The 3,198-nt window shown below is 49.8% G+C and carries 2 rRNA genes; both read right to left on the bottom strand.

From position 1 onward, the window contains the following. Positions 1-7 precede the first annotated feature (7 nt). Positions 8-122 (bottom strand): 5S ribosomal RNA (rrf, locus tag PJ15_RS14355). A 163-nt stretch (positions 123-285) separates the two neighbouring features. Next, positions 286-3,178: ribosomal RNA gene (locus PJ15_RS14350) — 23S ribosomal RNA — on the bottom strand. Between the last annotated feature and the right edge of the window lie 20 nt (positions 3,179-3,198).

Below are 3,198 nucleotides of genomic sequence, written 5' to 3'. Positions count from 1 at the left end.
ATTTAAAAGCTGGCGATGACTTACTCTCACATGGCAAGTGCCACACTACCATCAGCGCTAAGAGGTTTCACTTCTGAGTTCGGGAAGGGATCAGGTGGTTCACTCTTGCTATTGTCGCCAGCAAACTGTTTATGGATACTTGCTTTGGTCTTATGTAATGCCAAGGCTTTTTCCAAATGAGTGATTAACGGATTAGTTAATTGAGTCGGTATTGTAACTAGTTTTCACACTAAATCAAGTTATGTATTGAATTTATCTTGAATACAACAACTGTTTGGGTGTTGTATAGTCAAGCCTCACGAGCAATTAGTATTGGTCAGCTTCACACGTCACCGTGCTTCCACACCCAACCTATCAACGTCCTAGTCTCGAACGGCTCTTTAGAGGAATAAATTCCTAGGGAAATCTTATCTTGAGGTAGGCTTCCCGCTTAGATGCTTTCAGCGGTTATCCCTTCCGAACATAGCTACCCGGCGATGCGACTGGCGTCACAACCGGTACACCAGAGGTTCGTCCACTCTGGTCCTCTCGTACTAGGAGCAGATCCTCTCAAATTTCCAGCGCCCACGGTAGATAGGGACCGAACTGTCTCACGACGTTCTAAACCCAGCTCGCGTACCTCTTTAAATGGCGAACAGCCATACCCTTGGGACCTGCTTCAGCCCCAGGATGAGATGAGCCGACATCGAGGTGCCAAACACCGCCGTCGATATGAACTCTTGGGCGGTATCAGCCTGTTATCCCCAGAGTACCTTTTATCCGTTGAGCGATGGCCCTTCCATACAGAACCACCGGATCACTAAGACCTACTTTCGTACCTGCTCGACTTGTGGGTCTCGCAGTTAAGCGCGCTTTTGCCTTTATACTCTACGCGTGATTTCCGACCACGCTGAGCGCACCTTCGTACTCCTCCGTTACTCTTTAGGAGGAGACCGCCCCAGTCAAACTACCCACCAGACATGGTCCTCGTCCCGGATTACGGGACAGAGTTAGAACCTCAACATTACCAGGGTGGTATTTCAAGGACGGCTCCATACGAACTAGCGTTCGTACTTCAAAGCCTCCCACCTATCCTACACAAGTAAGGTCAAAGTTCAATGTCAAGCTGCAGTAAAGGTTCACGGGGTCTTTCCGTCTAGCCGCGGGTACACTGCATCTTCACAGCGATTTCGATTTCACTGAGCCTCTGCTGGAGACAGCGCCGCCATCATTATGCCATTCGTGCAGGTCGGAACTTACCCGACAAGGAATTTCGCTACCTTAGGACCGTTATAGTTACGGCCGCCGTTTACTGGGGCTTCGATCAAGAGCTTCGCTTACGCTAACCCCATCAATTAACCTTCCAGCACCGGGCAGGCATCACACCCTATACGTCCACTTTCGTGTTTGCAGAGTGCTATGTTTTTAATAAACAGTTGCAGCGGCCTGGTTTCTGTGGCTGCCAATAGCTCAGGGAGCAAGTCCCATCACCGTCAGCAGCGTACCTTCTCCCGAAGTTACGGTACCATTTTGCCTAGTTCCTTCAGCAGAGTTCTCTCAAGCGCTTTGGTCTACTCGACCTGACCACCTGTGTCGGTTTCGGGTACGATTCCTGTGTAACTGAAGCTTAGAGACTTTTCCTGGAAGCATGGTATCAGCCACTTCACTGTACAAGTACAGCTTGCTATCAACTCTCAGCATAGAGCACCCCGGATTTGCCTAAGATGCATGCCTACTGTCTTCCACCTGGACAACCAACGCCAGGCTGACTTAACCTTCTCCGTCCTCTCATCGCATTACACAGAAGTATTGGAATATTAACCAATTTCCCATCGACTACGCCTCTCGGCCTCGCCTTAGGGGTCGACTCACCCAGCCCCGATTAACGTTGGACTGGAACCCTTGGTCTTTCAGCGAACGGGTTTTTCACCCGTTTTGTCGTTACTCACGTCAGCATTCGCACTTCTGATACCTCCAGCATACTTCTCAATACACCTTCATCGGCTTACAGAACGCTCCCCTACCACGTATACATAAGTATACATCCGCAGCTTCGGCACATAGTTTTAGCCCCGTTACATCTTCCGCGCAGGCCGACTCGACTAGTGAGCTATTACGCTTTCTTTAAAGGGTGGCTGCTTCTAAGCCAACCTCCTAGCTGTCTATGCCTTCCCACATCGTTTCCCACTTAACTATGATTTTGGGGCCTTAGCTGGCGGTCTGGATTGTTTTCCTCTTGACTACGGACGTTAGCACCCGCAGTCTGTCTCCCGGATAGTACTCATTGGTATTCGGAGTTTGCATCGGTTTGGTAAGTCGGGATGACCCCCTAGCCGAAACAGTGCTCTACCCCCAATGGTATTCGTCCGAGGCGCTACCTAAATAGCTTTCGGGGAGAACCAGCTATCACCAGGCTTGATTAGCCTTTCACCCCTATCCACAAGTCATCCCCTGGCTTTTCAACGACAGTGGGTTCGGTCCTCCAGTTAGTGTTACCCAACCTTCAACCTGCTCATGGATAGATCGCCTGGTTTCGGGTCTATACCCAGCAACTAAACGCCCTATTAAGACTCGATTTCTCTACGGCTCCCCTATGCGGTTAACCTTGCTACTGAATATAAGTCGCTGACCCATTATACAAAAGGTACGCAGTCACACCACGAAGGTGCTCCCACTGCTTGTATGCATGCGGTTTCAGGATCTATTTCACTCCCCTCACAGGGGTTCTTTTCGCCTTTCCCTCACGGTACTGGTTCACTATCGGTCAGTCAGGAGTATTTAGCCTTGGAGGATGGTCCCCCCATATTCAGACAAGGTTTCACGTGCCTCGCCCTACTCGTCATCATTATGTGTGCCCTTTCGTGTACGGGAATATCACCCTCTACGTTCGCACTTCCCAGAGCGTTCCACTAGAACACACATAACTTAATGGGCTGATCCCCGTTCGCTCGCCGCTACTAAGGGAATCTCAATTGATTTCTTTTCCTAAGGGTACTGAGATGTTTCACTTCCCCTCGTTCGCTTCATAAACCTATGTATTCAGTTTATGATACCCGCCTTATAGCGGGTGGGTTCCCCCATTCAGAAATCTCCGGATCAAAGGATATTTGCCGCCTCCCCGGAGCTTTTCGCAGGCTATCACGTCTTTCATCGCCTCTGACTGCCAAGGCATCCACCACATGCACTTAATTACTTGACTATACAACCCCAAACAGTCGC

Source organism: Acinetobacter sp. neg1 (assembly GCF_000788125.1).
Lineage (GTDB): Bacteria > Pseudomonadota > Gammaproteobacteria > Pseudomonadales > Moraxellaceae > Acinetobacter > Acinetobacter vivianii.
Note: the sequence above shows the minus strand (reverse complement) of the source record. Positions and strands in the feature narration are given on the sequence as shown.